The sequence below is a fragment of the Rothia uropygialis genome, from assembly GCF_004137765.1.
Taxonomy (GTDB): domain Bacteria; phylum Actinomycetota; class Actinomycetes; order Actinomycetales; family Micrococcaceae; genus Rothia.
Map to the genome: position 1 here is coordinate 187131 of NZ_NOIS01000003.1, position 19595 is coordinate 206725.

At 62.7% G+C, this 19595-nt stretch carries 18 protein-coding genes; 8 read left to right on the forward strand and 10 right to left on the reverse strand.

Features of this window, described 5'->3' with window-relative positions; all coding sequences use genetic code 11:
* Window positions 1–66: 66 nt before the first annotated feature.
* Both EWV35_RS07620 and EWV35_RS07625 read right to left on the reverse strand, forming a co-directional pair.
* Window positions 67–693, reverse strand: a complete 627-nt coding sequence (locus EWV35_RS07620; RefSeq protein WP_129660081.1) for a GNAT family N-acetyltransferase — start codon at window positions 691–693, stop codon at window positions 67–69.
* Window positions 690–998 carry a thiamine-binding protein gene (locus tag EWV35_RS07625; protein WP_129660084.1) on the reverse strand — a complete coding sequence of 103 codons (309 nt, stop codon included), beginning with the start codon at window positions 996–998 and terminating at the stop codon, window positions 690–692. Before EWV35_RS07625 ends, EWV35_RS07620 begins: the two co-directional genes overlap by 4 nt.
* 160 nt (window positions 999–1158) lie before the next feature.
* Here EWV35_RS07625 and pta point away from each other — a divergent pair, with 160 nt between their 5' ends.
* From pta to EWV35_RS07650, 6 genes are all read left to right on the forward strand, one after another.
* A complete protein-coding gene (gene pta, locus EWV35_RS07630) occupies window positions 1159–3267 on the forward strand; it encodes a phosphate acetyltransferase (RefSeq protein ID WP_129660087.1) in 2109 nt (702 codons plus the stop codon).
* Between the two features lie 126 nt (window positions 3268–3393).
* Window positions 3394–3882: a GyrI-like domain-containing protein gene (locus tag EWV35_RS07635; RefSeq protein WP_129660090.1), complete on the forward strand. Its 489-nt coding sequence runs from the start codon at window positions 3394–3396 to the stop codon at window positions 3880–3882.
* A gap of 257 nt (window positions 3883–4139) precedes the next feature.
* Window positions 4140–4307 carry a hypothetical protein gene (locus EWV35_RS13180; protein WP_165168442.1) on the forward strand — a complete coding sequence of 56 codons (168 nt, stop codon included), beginning with the start codon at window positions 4140–4142 and terminating at the stop codon, window positions 4305–4307.
* 78 nt (window positions 4308–4385) lie between these two features.
* Window positions 4386–4919, forward strand: coding sequence for a Dps family protein (locus EWV35_RS07640; protein ID WP_129660093.1), 534 nt, complete (start codon window positions 4386–4388; stop codon window positions 4917–4919).
* A 260-nt stretch (window positions 4920–5179) separates the two neighbouring features.
* Window positions 5180–6826, forward strand: coding sequence for a class I adenylate-forming enzyme family protein (locus EWV35_RS07645; RefSeq protein WP_129660096.1), 1647 nt, complete (start codon window positions 5180–5182; stop codon window positions 6824–6826).
* Between the two features lie 78 nt (window positions 6827–6904).
* Window positions 6905–8146, forward strand: coding sequence for an acetate/propionate family kinase (locus tag EWV35_RS07650; RefSeq protein ID WP_129660099.1), 1242 nt, complete (start codon window positions 6905–6907; stop codon window positions 8144–8146).
* A gap of 7 nt (window positions 8147–8153) precedes the next feature.
* On the opposite strand, the gene EWV35_RS07655 is transcribed toward EWV35_RS07650, so the two are convergent.
* Window positions 8154–9686 carry an MFS transporter gene (locus EWV35_RS07655; protein ID WP_129660103.1) on the reverse strand — a complete coding sequence of 511 codons (1533 nt, stop codon included), beginning with the start codon at window positions 9684–9686 and terminating at the stop codon, window positions 8154–8156.
* A 112-nt stretch (window positions 9687–9798) separates the two neighbouring features.
* Here EWV35_RS07655 and EWV35_RS07660 point away from each other — a divergent pair, with 112 nt between their 5' ends.
* Window positions 9799–10719, forward strand: a complete 921-nt coding sequence (locus tag EWV35_RS07660; protein WP_129660106.1) for a helix-turn-helix transcriptional regulator — start codon at window positions 9799–9801, stop codon at window positions 10717–10719.
* A 121-nt stretch (window positions 10720–10840) separates the two neighbouring features.
* Complete coding sequence (gene bla / locus EWV35_RS07665; protein ID WP_129660109.1) at window positions 10841–11815, forward strand: class A beta-lactamase; 975 nt, start codon at window positions 10841–10843, stop codon at window positions 11813–11815.
* A 362-nt stretch (window positions 11816–12177) separates the two neighbouring features.
* Here the strand turns inward: bla and EWV35_RS07670 are convergent, their stop codons facing one another.
* From EWV35_RS07670 to mvk, 7 genes are all read right to left on the reverse strand, one after another.
* Window positions 12178–12366: a hypothetical protein gene (locus tag EWV35_RS07670; protein WP_238654285.1), complete on the reverse strand. Its 189-nt coding sequence runs from the start codon at window positions 12364–12366 to the stop codon at window positions 12178–12180.
* Window positions 12367–12705: 339 nt separating this feature from the next.
* Window positions 12706–13920, reverse strand: coding sequence for a hydroxymethylglutaryl-CoA synthase (locus EWV35_RS07675; protein WP_129660115.1), 1215 nt, complete (start codon window positions 13918–13920; stop codon window positions 12706–12708).
* Window positions 13921–14982, reverse strand: coding sequence for a hydroxymethylglutaryl-CoA reductase (locus EWV35_RS07680; protein ID WP_238654287.1), 1062 nt, complete (start codon window positions 14980–14982; stop codon window positions 13921–13923).
* The gene (gene fni, locus EWV35_RS07685) at window positions 14979–16082 is read right to left on the reverse strand and encodes a type 2 isopentenyl-diphosphate Delta-isomerase (RefSeq protein WP_129660118.1); all 1104 of its coding nucleotides are present in this window, start codon (window positions 16080–16082) and stop codon (window positions 14979–14981) included. The genes EWV35_RS07680 and fni overlap by 4 nt, the downstream gene beginning before the upstream one ends.
* A complete protein-coding gene (locus EWV35_RS07690; protein WP_129660121.1) occupies window positions 16079–17269 on the reverse strand; it encodes a phosphomevalonate kinase in 1191 nt (396 codons plus the stop codon). Before EWV35_RS07690 ends, fni begins: the two co-directional genes overlap by 4 nt.
* A complete protein-coding gene (gene mvaD, locus EWV35_RS07695) occupies window positions 17266–18258 on the reverse strand; it encodes a diphosphomevalonate decarboxylase (RefSeq protein ID WP_165168444.1) in 993 nt (330 codons plus the stop codon). Before mvaD ends, EWV35_RS07690 begins: the two co-directional genes overlap by 4 nt.
* Window positions 18255–19226, reverse strand: coding sequence for a mevalonate kinase (gene mvk, locus EWV35_RS07700; protein WP_165168446.1), 972 nt, complete (start codon window positions 19224–19226; stop codon window positions 18255–18257). Before mvk ends, mvaD begins: the two co-directional genes overlap by 4 nt.
* Window positions 19227–19595: the final 369 nt, after the last annotated feature.

The following is a 19595-nucleotide window of genomic DNA, read 5'->3' on the forward strand; positions in this document are numbered from 1 at the left end:
CCCAAGACAGCGTTGCGGGACAAAGATAGGCCTAACGAGTGCCTTTGTCCTGCAATGCTGTCCGGCCTAAGCCATTCCCCGAACCATGCGGCCCGTCGTCGACGGCGCCCATGAACCTTCTGTTTCAAAAGCCTCGCCCAGCTCCTGGAACCCGTGACGGCGGTAGAAACGGGCAGCGGCCTCGTTACCGTTGATAAGCCACAAAAAAGCCGGGTCCTCGGAGGGCAAAACTTCCCGCAGCAATTCTTTTCCAAGACCGTCATTCTGCGCCTCGGGGAGGATGTACAGGTTAATGAGTTTGCGCAGTCGCCGGCCTGCCGGGGGTTCGAGCCGGTGGGCACCGATCTCGCGCTCCCAGGCTTCGAGCGGACCCGCGTCGGCGGCCAGGGCTATACCAACGGGTCGAAACCACATATCTGGGTCCGCACCGACGGAACAGCAACCGTAATCGTTGCTCTCACCGAATTGGGGGTTCGCCCAGGCGATGAAAGCACGGGCATCCGACTGTGAGAGGTACTCAAGGTCCTCGGAAGCGATGTCGCCAGCCTGAGCACGCATCCTGGATCCGAACTCAGGCCCGATGAGGTTCCGGTACGACTTTTCGAGAGCACTCAGGTGCACCTGCGTGTAGGTCGAGGCTTCTTCGACACCAGCGGGAGAAATCACATATTTTCCGTCGCAGACGAAGGTCATTCATTTCCTGCGATTGCTTGCTCGAGCCTTTCGAGCTTACCCGTCAATTCACCTTCGTACCCTGGTCGAATATCCGCCTTGAGTACGAGGGACACGCGCGTTCCGTACTCGCCGACGGCTTCGGTCGCGCGCTTGATGACGTCCATGCATTCGTCCCAGCCGCCTTCGATGGTGGTGAACATCGCATCGGTGCGGTGGGGCAAACCGGAGTCACGGACGATGCGGACTGCCGCAGCGACAGCCTCGTGAACCGAAGCGTCGGGGGACTCGCCGCCGGACGGGGCAACTGAGAATGCGAACAACATGATTCTAGAATGCCACCGACCATGCTCAATGTCCTAGAGAATTCCGCCAACCGTTGAATCTTCCACATGAGACGTACCACGTACCGCCGTGACGACGGCGCGCCTAAAATCGATAACGTCAGCGCGCCGAGCAGGCGAGCCCTCCAGCGAAGGACGAATCATGACCACCGGAATTTTTCTCGATGCAATGACCCCGCGGGCGGGCAAGACTCTGATCGCCTTGGGCCTGACCGATTCCTTGATTCGCAGGGCGGACTCTGTCGGCTACTTCAGACCGGTCTTCGAGACCGACACGGTCGAGACCGACCCACGGATCAAGCTCATGCGCCAGACCTTCGATCTGGACGGTTCTTCGGCACGCGGCGGCGTTTCGCTGGCGCGATGCCGCGAGCTCCTCGCCGCCGGAGATCTCAACGAGCTGGTCAACACGTCCTTGTCGATCTACTCGGAGATGAGTCAAAAATTCGACGTCGTCATTGTGGACGGCACTGATCTGCTGGCTCACAATGCGGCAACCGCAGAATTCGACATGAATGCCAGACTCGCCAACAACATGGGTTGCTCCGTCCTGGCAGTGATCTCCGGGGCCGAGGCAGACAGCGTCGAAGACATCGTCAACTCCGTGGAAGTCACACGCGCCGAGCTGCACGCTGCCAAAACTGACCTGCTGGGCATCATCGTCAACAGGGTTGATCCCGAGATGGCCTCCGAAGTCGAGGCTCATGTTCCCGCGGGGCGCCGCGGCGGCCACGTTTACGTTGTGCCGGAGACTCCAGCAATTTCGCACCCCACGGTCGACGAGGTTGTCAACGAACTCGACCTCGAGGCCGAGGGCGTCGGGGCGTCACTGGATCGCGACATCCAAGCGGTCAAAGTCGCGGCGATGACGGTCGGCAATTTCCTCGAACAGATGGCGGACGGAGACTTCGTCATCACACCGTCGGACCGCTCCGACGTCGTGATGGCTACATTGGCCTCTGCGCTCTCCCCAACGTTCCCGGTTCCTTCAGGTGTGCTCCTCTCCGGGGACCTTCATATCAATACCGCGACCCAAGCGTTGATCAAGGCTGCCCCATTTCCGATCCTGCGCACTTCGGTGGATACTTTCTCCGCGGCCCAGGCTGTGGGAGCGGTCCACGGCCAGTTGCGGGCGGGTGCGCCCCGAAAGATCGCGGCGGCCATGGGCGAATGGTCGAAGTCCGTGGACGAGAAGGAACTGCTCGGGCGCCTTGACCTGCCTCGCCCCGCCACCATGACCCCGTTGCGCTTCCTGCACGAACTGATCGAAACGGCTCGCTCGAATCGGCGCCGCATCGTTCTGACCGAAGGAGAAGACGTCCGAATCCTGCGTGCTGCCGAGATCATTGTCCGGCGCGACTTCTGCGACCTGACCATTCTGGGAAACGAGTCGACGGTTCGCGAGCTGGCCCAGGCCGAAGGTATCGACCTCAACTTCGCCTCCAGCGGATCCCCCAGCCGGGGCGAAGTCAGATTGATTGACCCCACCGATTCCCCGTTGCGCGACGAATACGCCGCCGAATACGCCAGGCTCCGGGCCCACAAGGGCGTAGAACTCGAGCAGGCCAAGGAACGCATGCTGGACGGTTCTTACTTCGGAACCATGATGGTTCAACTCGGTCACGTGGACGGGATGGTTTCGGGCGCTGCGCACACCACGGCCAACACCATCCGCCCGGCCCTGGAATTCGTGAAAACCAAAAAGGGAGTCAACATCGTTTCCTCGGTGTTCTTCATGCTCCTCGAGGATCGCGCGCTCGTGTACGGGGACTGCGCGGTGAATCCCAATCCCAATGCCGAACAGCTCGCCGACATCGCAAAGGCGAGCGCCCAGACCGCAAGGCAGTTCGGCGTCGAACCACGGGTTGCCATGCTTTCCTATTCAACCGGAGGGTCCGGCTCGGGTGAGGACGTTGACCGCGTGCGTGAAGCAACCGAGTTGGTGCGCTCAACGCACCCGGATTTCGAAGTCGAGGGACCGATCCAGTACGACGCCGCGACCAATGCTTCAGTTGCGGAGTCGAAGCTCCCGGGTTCTCAGGTTGCCGGCCGGGCCACGGTTTTTGTGTTCCCGGATCTCAACACGGGCAACAACACCTACAAGGCGGTTCAACAGTCCTCGGGCGCCGTGGCAGTCGGCCCGGTCCTCCAGGGGCTCCGCAAACCGGTCAATGACCTTTCTCGCGGCTGCACCGTCGACGACATCGTGAACACTGTGGCCATCACGGCGATTCAGGCGCAGTCGGAGTAGCCCACACCCCGGCAGGGTTCTGCGTCCGTTCTCGCCGCCGGCCCCGGGGATCATGGAATGTCCTAGCGGTTCCGGGCGTCCGACCTTAGACTTCACTCAAGCACCGCGTGAAGGAGTTCGAGCGCTATGAGTGTCCCCCATCCCGAATACATCGATTTTCCTGGAATGAGAACAGTGGTTGTTCGGTTCCGTGAACTGCCCATGCGTGAAATGCCTACTGCCATGGACGAGGCATTCTCAACGTTGGACCAAGCGGTTCAGCAGGGCCTCTTCAGCCCAGCCGGTCCCGCGTTCTCCCGCTACGAATCCGTTCCCGACCAAACCGCTACGTTCGAGACCGGTTTCCCTGTGAACGAGCCTTTGAGCGAAACGGTCACGGTCGGCGAGGTAAAGATCATTCCGTCCGAGTTGCCGGCCTGCCCCTTGGCCACAACGAGGCATCGTGGCCCCTATGACGGGCTCCCGGAATCGTGGCAGTCCTTCATGGAAAAGCTTGAAGCGGACGGTAAAACCCCACTCATGCCTTTCTGGGAGGCTTACGAGACCAAGCCGGGCCCCGACGCCGAGACCGAAACGCTCGTTACTGGACTGGCAATACCCGTCAAGGACAAGTAACCGAGCACCCACCTGTTCCGGTCGCGGCCCAACGCCAACCAGGATCACCAACCCGGCCGAAACGCCGTCGCCGTTGTTGCCCCGTGAGCTTGCGGACCGCATACGCCTTGGGCATAGACCCCTTCCGCATCCGTCGAGCATGGGAGTAGCGTTTGAACAGATGGGTGTTGGTCACGCCGACTGGGGTGACCGATGAGACCCGGACCCAGGGCGCACAGAGCGCCCCGGCGACACAACCCTTCTTCAGGAGGTGCACTATGAGTCGCACGAACAAGGCAGAGGACTCCCCGGAAGAAAAAATCGGGATGAGCCCGGAGGAAGAAAAGGCCTATCAAGAGGAATCGGGTTCTCAGGGAGAACCCGGCGACGGCGCAGTCGGTGACATGACCGATTCTCAAGGACGAACGCCGGCTACGGATAACTAACTCCCGTCCCCTTCACATAGCTATCAGACGAACCACATTCGAGTCCTGAATTGCAAGGACCCTCACAGAGGAGTAGCAATGACTGAAACCATTAAGGCCCCGCAGCCCGCAGGCGACACCAAGACCCGCCGCGAGAACGCGGAAAAGGGATTCGTTGCCCCCAAAGAATTGCGTGATGACCTGCAGAAGGTTCTCGTTGATCTGATCGCCCTGCACATGGTCGGGAAACAGGCCCACTGGAACATCGTGGGACCGAACTTCCGCGATCTGCACCTGAATCTGGACGAAGTCGTCGACATCGCCCGTGGGGCCTCCGACGATGTCGCCGAACGCATGCGTGCCCTGCACGCTACGCCGGATGGTCGGCCTGCCGTCGTCGCGGTGGACACTACCCTGCCGGAGATGCCTCAGGGCGAAGTACTGACCACCGATGCGATCGACGTGGTCGTCCGCTCCCTCGAAGCAACCACGGGCACCATGCGAGAAGTACACGACGCCGTGGACGAGGCCGATCCGACGTCGGCCGATATTCTGCACGGAATCATCGAGAAACTCGAGCAACAGGCCTGGTTCATCAGCGCAGAAACGCGTACGCCGGCCGAAGCCAAGTAATCCGGCCCATTTCCGAGCATCTCAGCCCGGGAAATCACGTGTTATCGGCCTAGCCGAGGCACATGATTTCCCGGGCTTTGTTCGTTCGGGGGCAGTGCTTCCGGCACCCCGTTGTGTTAGACCAGAACCACTACGAATTTCGAACATCGCCACCGCACCAAGGGCTTGTCCATGCATTCGCGTCATCAGAACGATGCGGAGACCGCTCCAGGCGTAGAATTTCTATAGTTTCCCTATACATCAATCACTCGACACAGGAGATGCGGAAGGTGTACAACCCCCAACGCTTTAAGGACTACTTCGAAAGCGCCTTCACCTATGAAGCCGGCTTCCGACGCAATGTTCGCCGGTACGGATCCGACCCAGCGATCATCGACCCGGAAACCAACCGACAGTGGACCTACGCCGAACTCGACGCCGACGTCGCGCGGGCCGCGTCCGCACTGATCGAGGCCGGGGTAGGCCGCGGCGACGCCGTTGTTTATCAGCTTCCCAACTGCCCCGAATTCGCGATTCTCTATCTTGCAACGCAACGTATCGCCGCGGTCAGCGTACCGATCAATTACCGTTTGTCGGCCGGGGAAACCTCGCACATTCTCGACGACAGCTCCCCCAAGGTTTTCGTATTCACCGGCAAATACCGTGAGACGGCCGACCAGGCCGTCGAACTCGCACAGGGCAACCCGATCGAGTGGGTCCTTGGCGACGAGACGCGGGACGGAGCCGTCGATTTCTGGGAGGCCGTGAATACGGCCCCGGACCACAACCCGCGTGTGCCGGAAGACTTTTCCACGTATGAAGAGGCCACCCGTCTGTACACTTCAGGGACCACGGGAATGCCCAAGGGCGTGCCGCTCCCCTCGCTCGTCGACGTGATGTCCGCCCACGACGTCATCATGCATTTCCCCTTGTCACCAAATGATCGCACGCTCAACACCACACCCTGGTTCCACCGCGGTGGCCTATATTCCGGGGGCCCGAACCCTGTCTTCTACTCCGGCGGCTCGGTGGTCCCCATGCGCGTATTCGACGCGGACAAGGCGCTGGATCTCACGGAAGAACTGGGAATCAGCTTCCTCATCGGGGCGCCAGTGACCCTCGGCATGCTCGCGGCTGCCCAGGAACGTCGCCCGCGCGACCTCTCGACGCTTCGAGGCATCGTGACGATGGGCGCTCCCCTCTCCCGTGCGGATGCCATCAGATACCAGGAGACCCTGACCCCTCGGATCTTCAACGGATACGGGACGACCGAGACCTTCTGGAATACTTTCCTGCGCCCCGAAGACCTGCCGGACCATGCGGGTACCGCTGGCCGGGCAAACACGGACGACGACGTCGCCGTCGTCAAAATCTTCGAAGACCGAGTCGCTACCCCTGAAGAAACGGCGGCCACTGACAACACCGAAATCGGTGAGGTCATCATGCGCTCCCCCAAGTCCGGGTTCTCCTATTTCAACAACCCGGACCGCGACGAGGAAAAATTCCATTACGGCTGGCTCTACCCAGGCGATTTGGCGACGTGGGACGATCAGGGATTCGTGACCGTCGTCGGGCGCAAGGACGACATGATCATCTCGGGTGGAGAGAACGTCCACCCGGTCCAGGTCGAGGAAGCCCTGGAGGAGCACCCCGGGGTGAATGCCGCGGTGGTCGTGGGCGTGGCGGACAAGCATTGGGGCCAACGAATTGTCGCCTATGTCCTCCCCGAAGGCGATGGTGTCACCGCGGAAGAGCTCGACGGGCTGTGCAGGAACAACCAGCGCTTGGCCGATTTCAAACGACCTCGCGCTTACCGGTTCGTGGACGAGCTGCCGCTGACGCCAACCGGCAAGAAGATGCACTTCAAGGTCGCGGAGCTCGCGGCCGAGGACGACGCCGCGGACAGGCTCATCACGCCCCAGAAGTGATCCTGAACTCGAAGCCCAGAATCGCGTCGTGACGGTGAGATACTGGACCGTGCACCGTCACGACGCGAAGGGAATCCAATGCTCGTCCTCGTCATCAACTCCGGATCTTCGTCGATCAAGTATCAGGTACGAGAGGTCTCCACATCGGAGGAGAACATCGCTCCCTACACTTCATCGATGCCGGCCATCAACGAACGCATCACCCTGGAGCGGGCGACACTTGGCGCGGAGGGCGATGAGGTTCTGACGAAAGGCCTCATCGAGAACATCGGCGAAGGCGGGGAGATCGGCGATCATTCCCAGGCATTGGACGTGATGGCCGAGCGCTTGGACCGTGAGCTGAACGGCCGCGAGATCGACGCCGTGGGCCACCGCGTCGTCCACGGAGGCGAACGCTTCTCCGCGCCGGTGATCGTCAACAATGAGATCATCCGCGCCATCGAACGCCTCGCGCCGCTTGCGCCGCTCCACAATCCGGCAGCGGCCCTGGGCCTGCGGGCCATCCAGAAGAAGTGGCCAAGTTTGCCGCAGGTGGTCGTGTTCGACACCGCGTTCCACCGTTCCCTCCCGGAAAAGGCGTGGCGCTACGCCATTCCGGACGCTTTCTACCGCCTGCACGGCATCCGCCGCTACGGCTTCCACGGAACCAGTCACGACTACGTGACGGGCAAAGCCGCCGAATTCGTCGGAGTGGCTCGTGAGGATTTCAACGCGGTCATTGCACACCTCGGCAATGGCGCCTCGGTCACCGCGATCAGGGGCGGCACATCGATCGACACCTCAATGGGCTACACGCCGCTGGCCGGCCTTGTCATGGGCACCCGCTCGGGCGACGTCGATCCCTCGGTGCTCACGGGAATCCTGACGCGCAACAAAGATGTCGACGCCGAGCGTTTGGACGAAATCCTCAACAAGGAATCGGGCCTTGTGGCCGTCGGCGGCACCAATGACATGCGCGAGCTCGCCGAACGCGCCGGCTCCGGTGATCGGAACGCGCAGTTGGCCATGGACATGGCCGCATATCGCTTGGCGAAGTACATCGGCGGCTATCACGTTGCTGTCGGCGGTATGAGGAGCCTAGTCTTCACCGCCGGAATCGGAGAGAATTCGGCGGTATTCCGCAAACTCGTCATCGAGGAACTCACTGCTCTGGGCATCACGTTGAACGAAGAAGCCAACGAGGTCCGATCCGGTGAGATCCGGGTAATATCCGCGGAGGACTCGGCGATCACGGTTCTGGTTGTCCCCACCGATGAGGAACGCGCCATCGCAGAGGCGACTGCCGGATTGGTCGAGGCGAGGATCGACCACCACCGGTAGCCCCCGTTCAGAGACGGCAAGACCTCTGATCGGTCCGTGTCAGCGCTGCTGCGACGTCCTCGTACCTCGCTGCAGTGCTGCCCTGCTCGGATGTGGCATCCGGCAGTGCCGCGCTCCGCGACGCGGCCCTGGGGCCATGATCCTCCGGGGCCGGAGCCTCGTACGCAGCTTTCCTGGAGACGCGTCTAAGCACGAGGGCGCCCACCCCGAATCCCGCTACCAGTACCAGCTGGACGATGGCGACGATACCGAAGGCCTGGGTGGACGTGAACAGAGACTGAAACCATGCATAGGCCGCGCCGATCGTGGCGACTCCGGCCGCGATCCCCGTCTGTTGCATCGTCGAGATCAATCCGCCCGTCAGCCCGCCGACGCGCTCCGGAACTTCCGCCATCACAGTGGACACCAAGGGTCCGAATTGCAGGGCCTGACCGACCCCTAGGACGACGGCGGGAACCTGGAACCACCATTCCCAGCCGGCGTCGGAGATCAGGGAAACCAGCCCCACCCCGATCAGACCGATCCCTTGGAGAGCCGCGCCGAGCAGCATGGTTCCGGGCCCGCCCAGCCGGGCGGTGATGCGGTGGTACTGCAACGAGGCCAGGAGGAAGGCCAGGCAGAAGGGGACAAGCACGGTTCCGGACAACCAGGCGGGGTCGCCCCGTCCGGATTGGGTGAGCACGGCGTAATTGAACGTCCATGCCCCATATCCGCCGAAGAACACCATCGCCATGGTCCCGCCGATCACCAGGGGCCGGGCACGAAGCACTTCCGGAGGCAACAGAGGGTGTCCTCCTCCGCGAGCGGTCGCTCTCTGTTGCATGATCAGCCCGACAAATGCCACGAACGCAAGAACCATCAAAGCCAGGCACCAGGTGGGCCATCCCGCCTTCGGTCCCAATGAGAGTCCGATGATCAAGCCGCCGAGCGTGGTCAATAACAGGACAGCCCCAGCCGGGTCGGTCCCCAGCCCCGGATTTCCGCTGTCGGAAGGCAAGCGGAATGCGTTCAGCCCGGCGAGGACGCAGAGTACGGCGAACACGGCGAATGCCAACCGCCACCCGAGTTCAGGTCCCCCCGCGGATACCAGGAACCCGCCGATGACCTGACCGGCCACGGTGCCGACACCGGCAGCGGCGGTGTATATCCCGACCGCCCGGGTCCGAGCCGCTCCGGAGACGGTGGCCTGGATGATCGAGAGGATTTGCGGCATCATCCCGGCGGCAGCAAATCCTTGCGCCACCCGCGCCGTGATGGCAGAACTGGGACTCCATGCGCAGGCTACGGCGACGGAGCACACGGCGAGTCCCAGCATGCCAATGATGAACAGGCGGCGTCGTCCGAATTTGTCCCCCAACCGACCGCAGTAGATGATCCCGGAGGCGAACGCGGCGGCGAAGATGCCGACCATGAGCGCGCTCTGAGCGTCATCGGCGGCGAGTGATTCCTTCATCTGGGGAGCGGTGATGGATCCCAGGGAAAAGACGAAAGTTGAAAGCAGGGCCGCCAGGTGCAGCGGCCAGAGGATTGGTTTGTTCATGCCTCAACCGTGCGGCAGGCGAGGAGGGAATGGCAGTGCTGGACGATGCTGGTAGTGCCGCTACCAGGTTGAGGGGTTTCTTCCTGGTTCACGATCTTGCAAGAATGTTCTCATGACAAGCACGAACCGCGGGGAACTGAGCAACCACGAGTTGGGTGCGTTCCTGCGCAGTCGTCGAGATCGGCTGAAGCCTCGGGACGTCGGCCTGCCGTGCGGGCCGCGACGGCGCGTGCCAGGTCTGCGCCGTGAGGAGGTGGCGGTTCTGGCCCACGTCGGTACCACTTGGTACACGTGGCTCGAGCAGGGGCGCGAAGTGCATGCTTCCGTGGACGTCCTGACCGCTATCGCGGACGCGCTCTTGCTCGAACCCGAGGAGCGCGCGCACTTGTTCAGGCTGGGCGGCTACCCGGCGCAGGCCCAGCGCCCGGGCACGAGCATCATCGATGACAGGCTTCGCGCAATGCTGGACAAGGCCATGCCGTACCCGGCCATGGTTCACGATGAGCTCTATCGGTGGCGCGTCTACAATCCCGCTTTCCGCTTTCTGATCGAGGATGCTGACGAGGCAACGGATCGATCCTGCGTCCACCAGCTCCTGGAGAACCGAACGTGGCAGAACGCCTACCGGAATGATCCCGAGCAGCTTAGGATTCTCGTGGCCAAGCTGCGCGCGTCGTTCGGCGAGTCGCCCGAGCACCCGGATTGGGTGGAGCACCTGAACAGGCTACGGACGCACACGGAATTCCGCAGGCTCTGGGATTCCGGTGACGTGGTGCGGGAGGCCAATCACGTCAAGACCGTGGACAACCCCTGGGTGGGAAGCTTGCGCCTGAGCAATCTGACCCTAGTCGTGCAGGAGGACCGAAGGCTCGCTCTCTCGATCCAACAGCCCGAGGACTCGACGACTGCCGCCCGTCTGGAACACCTGCAGGAGCTGATTCATACGGGTCAGATCGAACGTGCTCAGAGGCACCGCGTGCCGCCCCAACACGACGACGTCGTGCGTCGGTTGCCCCTGCGCTCGGTCGGGTGAGACTGCCAGGCCTGGCGGATGGGCCGTTTTCCCTGGTAAGCCTGAACGATATGAACGCCTGTAGCAGTGGTTCCTACCCTCTTGACCTCGAGCCCCGTGAAATGTCAGAGAAAGGTTGACTATGTCATTGTCCCGCCCCAAGGAACATTCCGCCCGATCCATCGACCGAAAGGCCGCCTCGAGCGGCATGAGCCGGCGAACCGTGCTGGCGGGAGCCGCCGCCGCGGTCCCTGCGGCGCTGATCGCGACCGCCGCCGGCGCTTCGACTCCGGGCGTGGGACAGGCGCCGGACAGCACGCAACGGCCCGACGTGGTATCCAGGATCCGTGAACTCGAGCGCGGACTCGACGGAGAGATCGGCGTCCACGCATTCGACACGTCGACCGGCGCCTGTTTCGGCTACCGGGACCGGCAGCCATTCCTGCTCTGCTCCGTGAGCAAGGTTCTCGTGGCTGCCACGGTGCTCGACCTGGCGGCCGATGATCCGCAGTTGCTGGGCAAGAGGCTGACCATCACGCAGGACGACCTGCTTCCTTATGCACCCGTGACCAGCCAGCATCTGGAGGGCGGCATGACCGTCGAGGAACTCTGCGCAGCGGCTCTGACGGTCAGCGACAACACGGCGTCGAACCTCCTGCTGGAGCAGTGCGGAGGCCCCGAGACCGTCACCGCTTTCGTCCGGTCCACAGGCGATGTCACGACCAGACTCGACCGGATCGAGCCCGACCTCAACGATGCCTCCGGCACCCTCGACACGACGACTCCTGCCGCGTTCTCCGAGACCTTGAACCGACTGACCCTCGGCGACGCACTGGCTGCCTCCGGGCGGGACAAACTCGTCGGGTGGATGAAAGAATCGACAACCGGCGCCGAACAGATCCGTGCGGGCCTCCCGGAGGGAACACTCACCGGCGACAAGACGGGATCCGGCACCCACGGCGAGTCCAACGACGTCGCCGTCATCTGGCCAAAGCAGGGTGCTCCAGTCATCATGTCGGTCTTCACCAAGTCACAGCGTACGGATGACACCACCGGTCAGAAGGCCGCCATCGCCGGAACCGCTCGGGCCGTGTTCCCCTTGGTTGTCGGCGGCTAAGAGCGATTCGAACGTTCCCCCCCTCGGCCGAAGTCGCCGTCACGCAGGTTCCGGCCCGCTTCCATCCGCAACATGGTCGCGGATTCTCGAACGGACCGGGATCAGCCGGGGTGCAGCGCATGCACTTTCGGATCCCGGAAGAGCAGCCGAGCGTTATTGCGCTGGTCAACGAACAACCGACCCTGGGCGAGAAGGAGCGGGGACGTGCCGGTATCCTTCAGTTCGCACCGAGATGACTACAAACTGTTCGATAGAGCGGCCTCGGAGAAGAATGTCATCGGGGAGAGCCTATACGCCGGAGAGATGAAGAAGCCCGCGCATGCTTGGCACATACGCGGGCTTCTTTGAGTTGTTGTCAGATGCTAATTCGCTGCGGCGGCAGGCTGGAGCCGGTCCAGGTCCGTCCAAGGAGTGCGTGCTGCCACATGAGTGCGCAAGGGTCTCAGTGCCCTCGCCATATTGGCGCCGACAGCCGCACAGACCACGCCGTCCTTACCGTAGGCCGCCATCGCCTCGCCGACGTCGCTCCCGGCCCTCTGCCATATCCGCATCTCCCAGACACCTTTCAGCTTACGCAACTTTTTCACGTCTGGGTTCAGGCCGTCTCGACGTCTTCGCAGAGGGAACCATCGGCGGTCTCGAATTCGCACGCGCGTGCGACTGACGCCGGAATCCCGGACCCTTGTGGGCTGCGCACGGTGGGAAGAATCCGGACTTGAGCGCGGTGCCGCTCGGCATCATCAAGTCCTGATCAACGCCGAACCGGCTAAGAGGGGCAGTGGATAAGGTTGAACAACCGCACCCACCGCCCCTCCCGAACGGCCCCTCCCCGGCTTTCGAACTACGGACAACGAATCGTTGCCGCATCGTCGGGGGAGCCTGTGAACCGATTACGACTTGCCGTAGATCCGCGATCCCTCGTCGACGCCCTCAAAGCGGAACGGGGACTCGGTCTGCCGCTGGGTCTTGTAATTGTCGAGCGGCTGGACCATGGTCCCCGGGTGCAGGGCCCGGTACTGGTCGTAGTCGACGGGCTCGCGTGCGTCCAGGATTGCCTGATGTTCCTCGGCGCGGAGGTGATCGCGATAGTCGGGCTGGATCACACCCACGAAGAATTCGGAGACCGCGCCGGATCCGTAGGAGAAGAAGCCGACTCGCTGACCGGCAATCTCCTCGTCCGAATCCAGCAAAGCCAGGAATCCCAAGAAAATCGAGGCGGTATAGCTGTTGCCGAGTTGCTTGTTGTATCCGAAGGTCGGGGCCAGTGCGGCGGCAGCTTCGGCCTTCTCCAGCGGCGTCCCGGCTTCTTCGGTCAACCGAACGTGCGCCTTGACCGCCATCTTGGTGAAGGGCTGGTGATAGCAGAACCAGTTGATGTCATCGAAGCCGACGCCGCCGTGTGCACGGTAGTCATTCCACGCCCCCACCAACGCATCCAAGTACGCTCCCACGGAGAACTTTCCATCCACGAGGGCAGTGTTGCGATGGTTCGGACGCCAGAAGTCCTGAACGTCCAGCGTGTACACGCCCTGGGCAGGTTCGATCGCCAAAATATCCGGGTTAGCCTGCACCAGGAACGCGACGGCGGCAGCTCCCTGCGTGGGCTCGCCGGACGTGTCCACGTCGTATCGGGCGACGTCCGACGCGATGACCAGAACCTTTTCCTCAGGGTTCCTGGCCACGATGCCGAGCGCCATCTGGAGCGCGCCGATTCCGCCGTAACAGGCCATCTTGGTCTCGATGGTGCGAACCTCGCGCGGAAGGTTCAACAAACCGTGCACGTAGACGCCGGCCGACTTGGACTGGTCGATTCCCGACTCGGTCGCAAACAGCAGGGTACGAATCCCCTCGGTACCGTTGCGGTCGATGATGCGTTGGGCCGCCGCGGCCCCCATGGTCACGGTATCCTCGTCCTCGGCGGTCAGACTCATGGTCTCCTGGCCGATCCCGATGTAGTACTTGTTGACGTCGATGTCCTGCTTCTCGGCAAGATGCGCGAGATCGAAGGAGTAGTGACCGGTTGCGAAGGCGATGTCTTGGATTCCGCTCGGGACGGTGCCGTGCGCGGCCCCCGCCTGCGGATTTTCCGTGGTTTCTGTGCTCAACTACTGATTCCTTTCAATCTTCACGTGCGCTGCCATGAGCTCACCGGGATTAGTCTGAGCGGCCATCAGGGAAAGCTCCCCGCACAAGACCGACGCGGCACATAGAACCGCGAGACGGTGGGCATTCGCGCCGGGCTCCCGATCCTCACGGCAGCCCAGCTTCTGCAAATTGTCCTCGACAACGGTCAGACCTGCACCCTTGCCATTACCGACAGTCCCCACAATCAGGTTGGGGAGATTGCAGGAGAAGTACAGGTCGCCGTCTCGGACTTCGGCAGTAGTCACCCCTTGCGAACCTTCCACAATATTGGCCGCATCCTGCCCCGTGGCAAGGTAAAACGCCAAGAGCATATTGGCGTAGTGCGCGTTGGCCGCACGCAGACCGCCGGCCAGGTTGGTACCGATGAGGTTCTTCCGCACGTTGAGGTCCGCGACCTGCTCGGGTGTGGTCTTGAGATGACGCACGACGACGTCCCGCGGGATCACGATTTCGGTCACGACGTTCTTGCCGCGCCCCAGGATGCCGTTGACCGCCGTGGGCTTCTTGTCCGAGCAGAAGTTCCCGGAAATCGACCCGTACTCGAGTTCGGGGTATTCCTGAAGAATCCAGGGCATGAGGTTGTCGGCCGCGAGGGTGACCATGTTGTGACCGGACGCGTCGCCCGTGGTGAAGTCGAAACGGACGTACAGAAGATTGCCTGCGTACTGGAAGTGCAGGTCGATGAGCTTCGCGAACCGAGACGCCTGGGACACGACGGCCTGGAGGTCGTCCCGTCGCGCGTCCAATTCACGAGCCACACGGTGAGCCGCTCCGGCGTCGGGCGCTTCGAAGTACACCGAGCGGGTCATGCGGTCGTCGACCAAAGTCGCGCGGATCCCGCCTTCGACCATCCGAGAAATCTTGGATCCTCTTTTGACCGAGGGCCACAGGGGCGTTTCGTAGGTCGCGAGGGGAACCTCGACCTCTTCGTTTCCGATCACGTTCCCGGACACACGGATCGGCCCGATCCACTGCGTCGGGATAGGTGTCTGAAACGGCTCGTGCATATTTCCTCCGGTCATCGTCTAATGCTGCGCCTGTTCGCCAGGAACTCGAGATTCACGCCCCGCAATCGGGCCGTCTCGGCGAGTTCGCCGCCGATCATCACGTCGGTTTCGCCGAGTTGTCGGGTCGTGGCCGCACCGAACATCGCATACATCTCGGTAAGGCGGTCCCGCCAGTCGTTGACCTGCTCTATAAGGCGTTTGGTTCCCGCGGAGTTCGCCTCGACCCCTGACTCCCCCAACACCGTGTGCAAGAAGGTCCCCGCAACTCCTACCGCTCGCGCTCCGAGGGAAAGACCCCGGATCACGTCGTAGGGGTGCCGCACTCCGCCGGAAGCCAACAACGCCGGGCGCGGGGTCTCCGCCGGAAGCGTCGTCGCGTCCAGCAGCGATGCGGCGGCGGACTGGCCGAAGTCAGCCAGGAAAGCATAGTCTTTGCCCGCGCGTCTGTCATTTTCAACCCGGGCAAAATTGGTTCCACCGTTTCCGGCCGCGTCAGCGATGCTCACGCCCAGTTCCGCAAGGCGGGCGATGGTCTCGCGAGACATTCCGAAGCCAACCTCCTTGACGATCACCGGAACGGGCGTCGACTCGACGACGGACGCAATGTTCTCCGCCCAGGATCCGAAACCGCGCGAGCCTTCCGGCATCACGGTCTCCTGAACCGAATTGATGTGGATTTGAAGGGCATTTGCTTCAAGGGCCTCGACGACGCGACGCGCCTGCGCCGGGGTGGCGTCCGCGCTGAGGTTGCCCATCACGAAGCCATGAGGGTTCTTGTCACGGAGCACACGGAAGGTCGGAAGCACACTTTCGTCGCGGAGGTAGATGCTCATCGAACCGGTCGCCATCGCGATGCCCGTTTCGGCCGCTGCCTCGGCCAGCGCGGCGTTGACCTTACCGGTTGTTTCGGTCCCGCCGGTCATGCCGTTGATGTAAAACGGAAGGGACCAGCGGATATCGCCTGGCAGCGAGGTAGAGATATCGACGTCGCTCGCGTCGATTCCGGCCAGCCCGTGGTGAAGCAGGCGGACCTCGTCCCAGTCCGTCCGCGCCCCCTCCTCACGCTGCTGGGCTGCGGCGAAGTTCAGATGGTCATCCTTGCGGTTACTGATCATGCTGAGTCCCTCGGGTTGGTGGAACGGATGGAATCCGCCAGGATTTTCTGCCCTCGTGACGAAACGCGCAGAGGCAACGGACGTATATTGGCTTTGATCCAAGCCCTTTCCAACTCACGGTCGTCACTGCCCGCCGGACCGATCGCGATTCCGCAATCTCCGCCGCCTGAGCCTGAGGACTTGGCCGCCCAACCGGATCTCAGCGCCGATTCCACGAGCGCGGTCAATTCAGGGGTTTCGATAACACTGTCCCGCTGCCTCGCCAATTCTCCCAGAATCGTGCGGGCTTCGGCCACAATTTCACTCAAATTTTCAATGTTTCCGCTGGTCAAAGCCTTTTCAAGCGCCTCGACCTGCGCATCGGAGCGTCGCAGCAAGTCCGACGGGAGCGCCGTCTTCTTCCGCAAGCGGCCCACGAGTTCCGGGGTGTCCGCCGGCTCACCGGTCCATCCGACCCGCACCGTCAGCGGCGACTCAGCGGGAGATTCGACAGCTGTCGATGACGCGAAGCTCGCGGTGTAGGCAGCCGCACGGTCCTCATCATCGCGATCTAGCCCGTCCAGACGGTCGAGGCACAGCCCCGGCCACTCGATGGCGAGGAGATCCTCGACGTCACGTTCGAGCGAAGCCTCGAACAGCCATTCGCGGTCCGGCGATGCGTAGGAGACCCATCCGCCGAGTGAACTCGCTGCGATGTCACCGCCCGAGGTCGTGCGCGTGACCTGCATGGTCGCGATCATGGCAAGGCGGTAGATCTTCTCCGGGCTGAGGTTCAAACCGTAGATGCACCCGATAGCACCGACCGCTGCCACAGTCACCGCCCCAGAGGATCCGAGGCCGAATTTGGTTCCGGTTGCGGCGTCGTCGAGATGGCTGCTGACGTGCAGCTCGTAGTGCTTCGCCTCGAGCCCGCGTTCGCGACGAAGTCTCTCGACCGTCTGCAGGGCGGCCACGAGATAACGGTAGAAACCGGCCGTGTCCTCGTCGAACTCGACCACGTTTCCGGAGTGTCTCCACGTCAGGGGCTGGTCACTGGCGGTCGAGAAGAGAACCCCGACCTCTTCCGCGGAGCGCGCCTCGACGCTGACATAACGATCCACCGCAATCAGAATCGCTCGGTGACCGGGCTCGACGACGGCGTACTCTCCCACGACGTAAAGCTTGCCGGGCGCCTCTGACAGGATCATGCATCCTCCACGAGGTGCGCACCCGGACCGGAGCGCGCCGGAATGAGTTCCAGATCGGGGAACCGATCCGAAAGTGCCTGATGGGTCTTTTCGAGGTCTTCGTCCCGGCAGAGGATGGCCACGTTGGGTCCGGCATCCGCGGTCCCGTAGACCTCCAAACCGTCGGCACGGAACTGTGCCACGGCGTCGAACAGTTCAATTGAGGTCGGAGCAAGGTAGCGGATGGGCGGCCGTGCACCGTTGATCGCGGCGTGCATGCGCAGGGCGTTGGACTCGGTCAACTCGCCCACTCGGGTGTAGTCGCCGTCAGCGAGCGCGGCGATCATCGCCGTCAGATCCTGCGTGGTGCCGGATACCCAACCGTCGAAAAAGGATGAGGTCCGCGCGGTCTCGCGCATCGCGACCCGCGAGGAAATGGACTTCTGCGCTGCTGAGACCACGGCGATGACCATGGCGAGCCGAGGACCGGGAATCTGTTCCGCATAAGATGCTGCATCGGCTTCGTCGCCGGATCCTTCGCCGGCACGCCAGACTGCCAGGTCTCCGAGGACGGAGCGACAAGCGGATCCTGAGCCTCGGCGGGCCAAGCGGGAAAGGGACACGGTGTCGGTGGGCAGCCCGTAGGCCTGGCTCGCCGAAGTCGCGAGAGCCGCGAATCCGGAGGCGCTGGAGGCCAGTCCCGCGCCGGTCGGAACGGAATTCCGGGATTCGACGGTGGCTCGGGCACTGCGACCGGACTTCTCCCGAACCAGATCCAGGAATGTACGGACACGGGTCAATGGTGTCCCGGAGACTTCCGACCCGTTGAGGAAGAAACGGTCCTCGTCCAATGACGGGTCGAGCGTGACCGAGGTCTTCGTCGGGAAAACGTCCAAAGTCAATGACAGGCTTCCGGTCCAGGGGAGCACCCGCTCCTCGTCCCGCTTTCCCCAGTATTTGATGAGGGCGAGATTCGGGTGGGCCACGGCCGTCGCGCGGGCAAGGGTCACTGCTCGAACTCCTCTGGGTTCAGGTTCCAGGTTTGCAGCGCCCCGGCCTGCCGAAGTTCCGTGGCCAGCTCTTCGCCGTGCTGGAAATCCCGCGCAAGGGCGATGACGCAGCCCCCGCGGCCCCCGCCGGTCAGCTTCGCCCCGAGGGCTCCGGCATCGCGAGCGGATCGAACCAGTTGATCCAGATGCGGGCTTGAGACCGATAGTTCGCGCAGGGCCTCGTGAACCTCGTTCATACGGCGTCCGAGCGCCTCGCGCTCATCATTCTTGAGATTCTCGCGGGCCGCAACCGTGTGGTCGCGGATCGTCTCGAAGTATCGAGCGACGTCGCCCGGGTTGGTCCGGCGCATTTCCGTCACGGCGCCGACGGCCGAGTGGGTGTCACCGGGCTGGCCCGAATCGGCGACGACAATCGGTGCCCCCAGATTCACCTCAATATTCTCTGCGATGCCGGCCTGAAACCAGATGGGCGAGCGGCTGAGGACGGTATACGCGTCCAGCCCCGAGGGGTTTCCGTGGGCCACCCTCTCGCCGGTCTGGACGAGTCCGTGGCGGACGGAACGCGGGAGGTCGTTTCCGGTCAGGTCGAGAATCGCATTTGCGATACTGGCCGCTCCCGCGGCGCTGGAACCAAGTCCGCGCTCGAGCGGGAAGTCTCCGATGCATGTGATGTGGAGACCTTGCTGGCGATGCCCGATGAGCTCGAGGGTTGCGGTGATCGTCGCTCCCAGCGGGGCGAGCATCGGGGGCGCGCTGGCGAGCGGGCCGTCGTAGATGTCAACCGTGAGCCACAGCGGTCCCGGAGACGGGGTTGCGGTGGCCGTCAGGCCGACCTGCGGCAGCGGGAACGCAATTGCGGGATGCCCGTGGACCACCGAGTGCTCCCCGAAAAGAATGACCTTGCCCCACGCCACGGACTGACCGACCGCGGACGACTGAAGGGAGTCGGCCTCTTTCAACTTGTGCAAATCTCTGAACTCCGATGGGCAAGGGTAAATACTTTCCAAGACGGATCAAGCATATTCCGTATACCCCAGGTTTCACGCACCACGCGATTTCGGCTTCAGTTCGGACCAAAGGGACCGCCCAGAAGCGTGCCCCGGAGCTCGCTGCCGTCTTGGCTGGTCTGTCATCCGCGGAGAAGCGACAATCATCGGAGATGACCGGTCCCTACGGCTTCCTCAGGATATCGAACATCACGCAACTGTCAGGTTGGACCCACCCAGTCCTGTGCTCATTCCCATCGGGCGGAGTGGCTGTTATCACCTTCATGTTGCGGCGACGTACGGGCATATTTCGGCTCTTCGCCCCTCTGGAAGTCCTGGGCGCGCACCTCG

Coding starts and splice junctions, on each gene's coding strand:
- bla (WP_129660109.1), top strand. CDS start 10,841: ATGTCATTGTCCCGCCCCAAGGAACATTCCGCCCGATCCATCGACCGA.
- EWV35_RS07670 (WP_238654285.1), bottom strand. CDS start 12,366: ATGCGGATATGGCAGAGGGCCGGGAGCGACGTCGGCGAGGCGATGGCG.
- EWV35_RS07640 (WP_129660093.1), top strand. CDS start 4,386: ATGACTGAAACCATTAAGGCCCCGCAGCCCGCAGGCGACACCAAGACC.
- EWV35_RS07645 (WP_129660096.1), top strand. CDS start 5,180: ATGCGGAAGGTGTACAACCCCCAACGCTTTAAGGACTACTTCGAAAGC.
- EWV35_RS07650 (WP_129660099.1), top strand. CDS start 6,905: ATGCTCGTCCTCGTCATCAACTCCGGATCTTCGTCGATCAAGTATCAG.
- EWV35_RS07635 (WP_129660090.1), top strand. CDS start 3,394: ATGAGTGTCCCCCATCCCGAATACATCGATTTTCCTGGAATGAGAACA.
- EWV35_RS07655 (WP_129660103.1), bottom strand. CDS start 9,686: ATGAACAAACCAATCCTCTGGCCGCTGCACCTGGCGGCCCTGCTTTCA.
- EWV35_RS07680 (WP_238654287.1), bottom strand. CDS start 14,982: ATGACCGGAGGAAATATGCACGAGCCGTTTCAGACACCTATCCCGACG.
- EWV35_RS07660 (WP_129660106.1), top strand. CDS start 9,799: ATGACAAGCACGAACCGCGGGGAACTGAGCAACCACGAGTTGGGTGCG.
- EWV35_RS13180 (WP_165168442.1), top strand. CDS start 4,140: ATGAGTCGCACGAACAAGGCAGAGGACTCCCCGGAAGAAAAAATCGGG.
- EWV35_RS07620 (WP_129660081.1), bottom strand. CDS start 693: ATGACCTTCGTCTGCGACGGAAAATATGTGATTTCTCCCGCTGGTGTC.
- EWV35_RS07690 (WP_129660121.1), bottom strand. CDS start 17,269: ATGATCCTGTCAGAGGCGCCCGGCAAGCTTTACGTCGTGGGAGAGTAC.
- fni (WP_129660118.1), bottom strand. CDS start 16,082: ATGATCAGTAACCGCAAGGATGACCATCTGAACTTCGCCGCAGCCCAG.
- EWV35_RS07625 (WP_129660084.1), bottom strand. CDS start 998: ATGTTGTTCGCATTCTCAGTTGCCCCGTCCGGCGGCGAGTCCCCCGAC.
- pta (WP_129660087.1), top strand. CDS start 1,159: ATGACCACCGGAATTTTTCTCGATGCAATGACCCCGCGGGCGGGCAAG.